The organism is Mesorhizobium sp. M7A.F.Ca.US.005.03.2.1, assembly GCF_003997795.1.
Classification (GTDB): Bacteria; Pseudomonadota; Alphaproteobacteria; order Rhizobiales; family Rhizobiaceae; genus Mesorhizobium; species Mesorhizobium ciceri.
In genome coordinates this window covers 1-7068 of the sequence record NZ_RZRP01000280.1, presented here as the reverse complement: position 1 = coordinate 7068, position 7068 = coordinate 1, and the positions used below count along the sequence as shown (strand labels likewise).

General features: G+C 58.9%; 6 protein-coding genes. 2 read left to right on the top strand and 4 right to left on the bottom strand.

The window, feature by feature from the left end:
• From EN991_RS39885 to EN991_RS16930, 4 genes are all read right to left on the bottom strand, one after another.
• Window positions 1-213 (bottom strand): hypothetical protein (locus EN991_RS39885; protein ID WP_164769132.1); only part of this gene is annotated, 213 nt, incomplete at its 3' end.
• Between the two features lie 565 nt (window positions 214-778).
• Window positions 779-976, bottom strand: coding sequence for a tyrosine-type recombinase/integrase (locus EN991_RS16945; protein ID WP_244514468.1), 198 nt, complete (start codon window positions 974-976; stop codon window positions 779-781).
• Between the two features lie 164 nt (window positions 977-1140).
• A complete protein-coding gene (locus EN991_RS16940) occupies window positions 1141-2289 on the bottom strand; it encodes a PHB depolymerase family esterase (protein WP_206519211.1) in 1149 nt (382 codons plus the stop codon).
• A 1326-nt stretch (window positions 2290-3615) separates the two neighbouring features.
• The gene (locus EN991_RS16930; RefSeq protein ID WP_245460986.1) at window positions 3616-3846 is read right to left on the bottom strand and encodes a hypothetical protein; all 231 of its coding nucleotides are present in this window, start codon (window positions 3844-3846) and stop codon (window positions 3616-3618) included.
• Window positions 3847-4322: 476 nt separating this feature from the next.
• Between EN991_RS16930 and EN991_RS16920 the strand changes: the two genes are divergently transcribed.
• A complete protein-coding gene (locus EN991_RS16920) occupies window positions 4323-6485 on the top strand; it encodes a serine hydrolase (RefSeq protein WP_127369170.1) in 2163 nt (720 codons plus the stop codon).
• 109 nt (window positions 6486-6594) lie between these two features.
• Window positions 6595-7068 (top strand): POTRA domain-containing protein (locus EN991_RS16915; RefSeq protein WP_281058799.1); only part of this gene is annotated, 474 nt, incomplete at its 3' end.

Here is a 7068-nt window from a genome sequence, read left to right as displayed (position 1 = left end):
GGCGTGGGCGACGATCAGAAGGACGGTGTTCGGGTAGAACACATAGACGGCCAATGGGCGGTGCAGATCATCGAGGATGGCGTGACCACCCAACAGCTTTTCGACAACGAGGAATTTGCGAGGAGTTTCGCAGCCGGTCAAATCATCCGGCTCAACCTTAACCGGTCCGGCCAAAGCCAAAGCGGCCATGAGGTGGATGGCCCGCGAAACCATTCGTAAACCATGCCAACACGTAAATACTTTATGTCGAACCGATCGGGTTGCAGGAGGTTGTGGGCGGGTCTGCAACAAAGAGGCCCAGCCGATCCATGCACCGCTTACCCATCTTGCCCGCCCTGTTGATCTCCTTCGGGATTGCCTACGGAATTTGCGTCTGGGCGACGTCGGATAAGCCGGTCAGCTTTTTCGAAGCCCAAGCGGCATCGCAAATGCGTGGAACTGTCGATCGCTCTGAATAGCTGTAACGCCACGGAAGGTGGGGCGGTCCGGTCCTATTATTCACATGGCCACCTTCGTGCACGAGCGCGCGGGCAAGCGCCTCACGGCAATGGCGTAGGTCGAGTTGAGCTTAATAGGTTTCGGAGCGCCGTGGCTTTGCCATCGCCGTGGCCACAGCTTCTCGCACGGTTGGACCTAATGGCTCGGCCAAGCGCCGAGCGGCGTCATCTTTCTGTTCAAGGTAAGAAGGATGGTAGCGGACTTCGCCAGCATGAAAAACGCGATTATGCACAACGCGCAGAAGCACGCGATCACGGCAAGTGAGCAGGCAATTACGACCTCAGCCATTTGGATTGTCCTCTAAATGTCGGGTGCTAGTCGGCGAATGATGTCCGCTATAGGACGGGGCGAGGTGAGCATAGTGCTTCTCCACCGTTCGGGTGTCGCTGCGACCAAGGGCCTGTGCCACGATGATCAACGGAGCGCCATTTCGAACCATCGTGCTGGCGTAGGTATGCCGCAGCTCATGTAGCGTCACATCCGACAGGCCGGCCTGTTTCAAAAGCGCTTTCCAGGGCCGATGGTAAATAGCCTTGGCCCAAACGACGCCGCTGTCTTGGGTAAGCAGGGGTTCACTGCCTTATCGATGGTGGGCTCTTGGTTCAGCAGAGTCCAGACAAAGAGCTCCTCCGCCACAACAATTCAGCGCATCAACCCCGCCGCGCGCAGAGCATTTTCGATGACCTTGGAAATCCCACTTGCCGGACCGCGCGCATTGGCTCGCTCCGGCGTGGGATCGATTCGGACTGCCCGCGGTTTTTCCGTTGGTGCAAATGACTGCAATGCGGCGCCTGAAGCGACCTCGGCTTTGGCTTTGCGTCGCACGTCCGGCTTCGTCAATTCCCAGAAGCGGGCGATGTGGCGTGTCGAGGAAATCCCAACATCCAGCATGAAAGGCCCTGCGTTGCCGAGACCATCGCCGCCGCCAGTTTGCAGTGGCGTCCCATGGCCCATGCCGGCAATGGTGAACGTCTCGACTACCTCGCGCCCGTTGCTGTCGCTCCAGACCTTCCGCGTCTGGCCGTCGACCTTCTCTATGCGTGTTGGCTTTTCGCCGAGATTGTGCACGCTTTGCCACTGCGCCAGGACTGCATCCGCATTGGCAGGCACAACAGTCGTGTCGGCCGGGCCCTGCCATATCGAAATACGCGGCCACGGACCCTTGTGCGGCGAGGCCGCCCGCAACAGCCGCTGGAGGTCGGCTTGGGACGGACCGCCATGGCCGCGCATGCGGTCGAAGGCTGCGGAGATCGTCGAGGCACTTCCATAGGCGAGCCCGGCAATGATCGCGCCGCCGGCAAACAGTTCGGGATAGTCCGCCAGAATCACCGCCGCCATAGCGCCGCCGGCGGACAGACCGGTGAGAAAGATCCTCTTGCGATCGAGGCCATGCGTAACCACTGCCGCCTCGATCACCTGGCGGATGGACAGTGCCTCGCCGCTGTCGCGCCTGATATCGCCTGGTACAAACCAGTTGAAGCAAAGATTGGGGTTGTTGGCGCGCTGCTGCTCGGGGAACAGCACCGCAAAACCATGCTCGGCGGCGAGCTCGCTCCAGCCGGAGCCATGATCATAGCTGGCCGCGTTCTGGGTGCAGCCATGCAGCACGACGACCAGCGCCGCCTGCCGGGCCAGGTTCTTCGGAAGATAAAGCCTCGCGCGCAAGGCTCCGGGATTGGACCCGAACCCTGTAATTTCGGACAAGTGAGCGTCGTTCCGTTCTCCGGATCCAGCTGCTGGCCGCGCGTGCATCGCGCTCAGGCGAGCGATCGTATCGGATATATTTCGCAAGTCGGTGTCCTTGTGCGCCGGAATGGCACGGTCCTGCACAACGCATATGTAGCAATATCGTTGCTGCGATGCACAAGAACAAGCCGTTGCGTCCGTGAACCTATAGATTGAATTGCGCGCTCGGTGAGGCGAACTCAGAGGCCCAGCGCTAGTCTGTTTGCGGAGGAAACAAACCGGGTTTGCGGAGGAAACAAACCGGGAAACGTCCTCGCCGTTTACAAGCCGCCTCTCGAGTAGCCCGAACGACGACACAATGACTGAGAGCATGTTATTAAAATCATGGGCGATGCCGGCGGTCAGTTGGCCAACCGCCTCCATTTTGTGCGCCTGGTGAAGTGCCCGCTCGCTCTTCAGGCGACCTCGGCCGCCTCGGCCACGCGACGTTCGAGTGTATGGGAGTTTAAGCAGTTCGGCGTTGGCCCGCTCTGCAGTGCGGCGCGCTTCCAGAAGCTCTCGTTCATAGCGGCGGCGGTCGGACGCATTGAAGACGGTGATGCGGATGAACCGCAGATTGCCCGATTCGCCGCGCCGCTCCGCGGCGTTGACGAGGACAGGAAGGGTCGATCCATCCGCGCAGACCAGGTCCAGCGCGACCTCGCTGAAAAATGCTTGCATCCGCATCAGCGGAGCAAGTGGGTTTCGTAGTAGATTTTGCCCGCGATGTTCAGGTAATCCTGAAACCACCTGAGCAACGATAGCTAGCGTTGCCAGATCGCCTGCCGGTTTAGCGGTCGCGTAATACGGCTCATGTCTTGCCTGGTCGGTGCCTTGGGTTCAGCCAAGGATCAGTTGAGCAAGTACCATAGTGAGAGCCATCGATACCGGAACGGCTATAAGGCAACACGTCTCAATGATCCTGTTTTCTCGCTTATCCATCTTCGTCACCTCCCGATTTTCGTTCTCATTTTGACGTCTACAGCCAGCCGTGAGAAGCGGTTCCAGGCGGTGGCCGTCAGAGATGCCGCCGCTGCTGCATATTAGCAACACCTTGTCGAACCCTCGGCTGCCGAGCATTAGTCCTCCTCGCAGCGGCGAAGCGTGGCGCCCCGCAACCCTGCATGATGTCTTCGAAGATCGGGCCGATCTCTTCATCGATCTCTTGGCCCGGAATGCCCTGGCTCGCGCTGCCCGTTTTGCGTCCACAGCCATATCGATCACCATCCGATATCCAATGGGAGAGAAAATCGCTTCCCCGCTTGCTCATTCTTCCCGAAAGTCCTGCAGCCATGCATGGCAAGAGTCTGCCTCGCCACGCACATGCTTCACGCTTCATGCCTTTTGGCGCCGATCAGGCGTGGCTTTGATGCCAGCCCCTCCAGACCGGCTTCATCGATCAGGTGATGGATTGGCCTCGCTGGGCAGCGCCTGGCTGAATTGGATGCGGATGTTGGCGGGGATCACGCTTTCAAGGATCTCACGCCGTTTCTCCAGTGCCATGTCGCGCAGGTCATGACCGTTGAGGTGCAGCAGGTCGAAGGCGACAAAGTAGAGGTCGTGCTGCCGTCGTGTGATCGCCTTGCGCAGCTCGGCGAAGTCAGACAGGCCGGCATCGTTCAACACAGCCGCACTTTCGCGACGCCAAGTGACTCCACTTGGCTGCAAATGCGCGCTGGTCGCCGAAGGTGCGTAAGCGCACCCCTTGACAGGGGATCGGAATTCCGCATGTCAGGGTCAGCTCCAATCGGAGACCGCACGGCTCAACCATTCGCCGGAAAGGACTGTTTCTCGCCGATACGAGCTCGTAAACATGGCTCGCTCCGAGTTCACGTCGGACAAGCGGAAGCTCTCGGCGCTGAAGTTGCAGGCTGCCGCGGCGATAGCGGCGTTTCTGACAAAGATTCGCCAGATCAGAATCGAGTTCACCTTCCGTCATCCACTCTTTGGATGATATGGAAAAGGTGCTCGTAGACGAGAATGTCGGTTAAGGAGGCGAACTGACATTCGCCGAAGATCGGAGGATGCATGTCGAAGACCGATGCAGTCGACGCATGCGGTGAAGTCGCCAAATGATAGGCGGTTGTTTCAGGCCGGGGATGGGCGGTTGGCTTGGCATTGCGCTCCTGGCCCTCTTGCCTTCCGGTCCGGCCTTCGCTTTTGAAAGCCCGGATGAAGTTAGCGCAGCGAATCCCCTGAAATGCGGAGCACCTGACGATTATTCCGGGTCGAGCGAATGGGTCAGCAACTTCAGCATCAGCGACAAGCGTCAACCCGTCGGTCCGGTCTTTCAGCAAACACGAAGCAACGTTCTTGATCGTAGGGTTGCGCTTCTACAGAGCGTACTCACGGACAAATCTGTTTACGCCTCAGCGATTGATGGAGTGTTTGGTTCGCAGACAGCAAGCGCTGTGAAGTCCTTCCAGAGCACATATGGAATGCCCGTTGACGGCACAGTGGGGATGCAGACCGGTAGTGCACTCGGGCTGCCGTTTTGGCAAGCGAACAAGGCGCGCAGTCTAGCCCCGCCATTTCGCGACGATGCGAAATATCCTGAAGCTACTGAATTCAACTTCAGAAGTCTGGTCGGGATCGGCAATTTCTTTAGCAGCCTGCCGGACGCTGACTATAGTTCCTCAAATGCGCTTACTCGGAGGGCCCTTCGAACAAACAATCCCGGCGCCATAAACATCTCGAAATGGCAGCGAGACAGCATGAGAGGATATGTGGGTTGCACTCTGCCAGACCGGTACGGCAACCAAACTGCCATTTATGAAACCCCAGAGTATGGGGTAGCTGCTTGGGGTTTTCTCCTCCGCAAGATCTATTTCCACGGAAACAAGTCTAAGGTCACCGTCGGCGACATTGTGGATAAGTATAGAGGCGACAATTCCCGCGATCCTTACATTGATGGATATAAGAAATATTCGGATGGCAAATTGGTCGAAGATTATGAAGTCGACCTGTATAGCAATCGTGAACTCGCGATGCTGGCCATTGCCGCCTACTCGCACGAACTCGGCTCCTGGTATCCTCTCACGGACAAACAGCTTCTGGCAGGCTTTTCAATTACCGATGATTATATTGACTCGGGCGTCAATGACGAAGTCATCGTGTCTTCTGAAGAGATGAATCCGGATCTCTATGTAAAACATCCTGATAGCGAAGGCCCGGCACGCTCGACCGGCTTAACCGCGGCTCAGTTGAGAACAGCCGATGCAAAGGTCCAGGCCGGCCTACAGGAGCTCCTCGATGCAGAGGATGGACCTCCCGGGGCGATCGCCACGCTCTACCGCGACGGTCGCATGACCGTACTCACAGCGGGGCGCGCCGATGTCATATCGGGTGAGGCGCTGGGGGTCGACCAATACATGCGCATCGCCAGCATCTCAAAAGCATTCAACGGCGCCATTGCCCTGCACCTCGTCCAGAAGGGCCGGCTCGGCCTCGACGACACCATCGGCCAGCACCTGCCTGATCTGCCGGCGGCATGGTCGGCCGTCACGGTCCGCCAGATGCTGAACCACACCAGCGGCCTGCCCGACTACTTGCAGTCCAAGGGCTTGGCCGAGCAGGTCGCGACAAATCCTCAAGGTTACGTGCAGCCCATTGAGATCATCGGCTGGGTCCGCAACGACCCGCTCGAGTTTACGCCCGGCACCCAGTATACCTACTCCAACACGGACAACGTCGTCGTCGGGCTGATCGCCGAGGCGGTCACAGGAATGCCCTACGGGACGCTGCTGAAGAACATCGCGTTTGGTCCTGCCGCCCTCGCCCAGACGAGTTTCCCCACGCGCGACATCGCGCTGCCTGGGCCCGCCATCCACGGCTATGTCGTCGCGCCCGGATCCGAGCCGAAAGATGTCACGACCTTCGTCAGCCCGAGCGGTGCGTGGGCGTCGGGCGCGATCGTGTCGACGCCTGATGATTTGTCGATGTTCATACGGGCAGATCTCGGACTGAAGTTCTTCGGCGCTGCCGAGCAGATTGAACAGATGAAGTTCGTGGCCGGCAATTCCAGTCCGCCCGGACCCGGGACGAACGAGGCCGGTCTCGGACTGTTCCGCTACACCACGCCGTGCGGTGTCGTTTATGGCCACACCGGCAGTTTCCCGGGCTACACGCAGTGGGCGGCATCAACCGCCGACGGGACGCGCTCGGTCACCACCACGCTGAACATCGCTGAGCCGGCTGGCGCGTTGCTCGACCGCTTGCGGGAGGTTCAGGCTCAGGCGGTCTGCGCTTTGTTGGGGCACTGACGGGTGTGCATCGCGGGATGACGGACCCCGACATATTTGCTAATTTGCTAAACCAAGTTTCGAATAACCGTTGATTTTCCCTGCCACGACATGTCAGCGAGTTTGATTGATGCCTCTTCGCAAGGCGCTGTCCCACTGGTTCGACGCAGTACGTCGCGTGTCCATCAGTCTTGCAACCAGTGCCTTCATGGTCGGACCGAGCCTTAGCCAGACGATCCCCGAGCGGATCGATTCGGTGGTTTCGGATCAGAACGAGATCATCCGACGCTATTCCGCTCCGAGGAAGCCCGGCACGATTGACCTGTCAGTTCCGGATGCACGCAAGGCAACGAGCTCGGAACAAGCCGAAAAAACAATGTTTACCTTGAGGTCGATAACCGTTCGAGGCGCGGTGACGGTGCCCAGCGCTACGCTGGAGCAAGCGTGGGCCGCGCAGCGGAACAAAAAGATAAGCGCCGCCGACCTTTACGCCATCGCCGAGCGGATCGACGAGATCTACCAGAAGGCCGGATATTTCTCGTGGGCCGTCGTTCCCGAGCAGGACTTTTCATCCGGCAACGTCGTCATCGTTCTCTACGAATCC

Coding starts and splice junctions, on each gene's coding strand:
- EN991_RS16920 (WP_127369170.1), top strand. CDS start 4,323: ATGGGCGGTTGGCTTGGCATTGCGCTCCTGGCCCTCTTGCCTTCCGGT.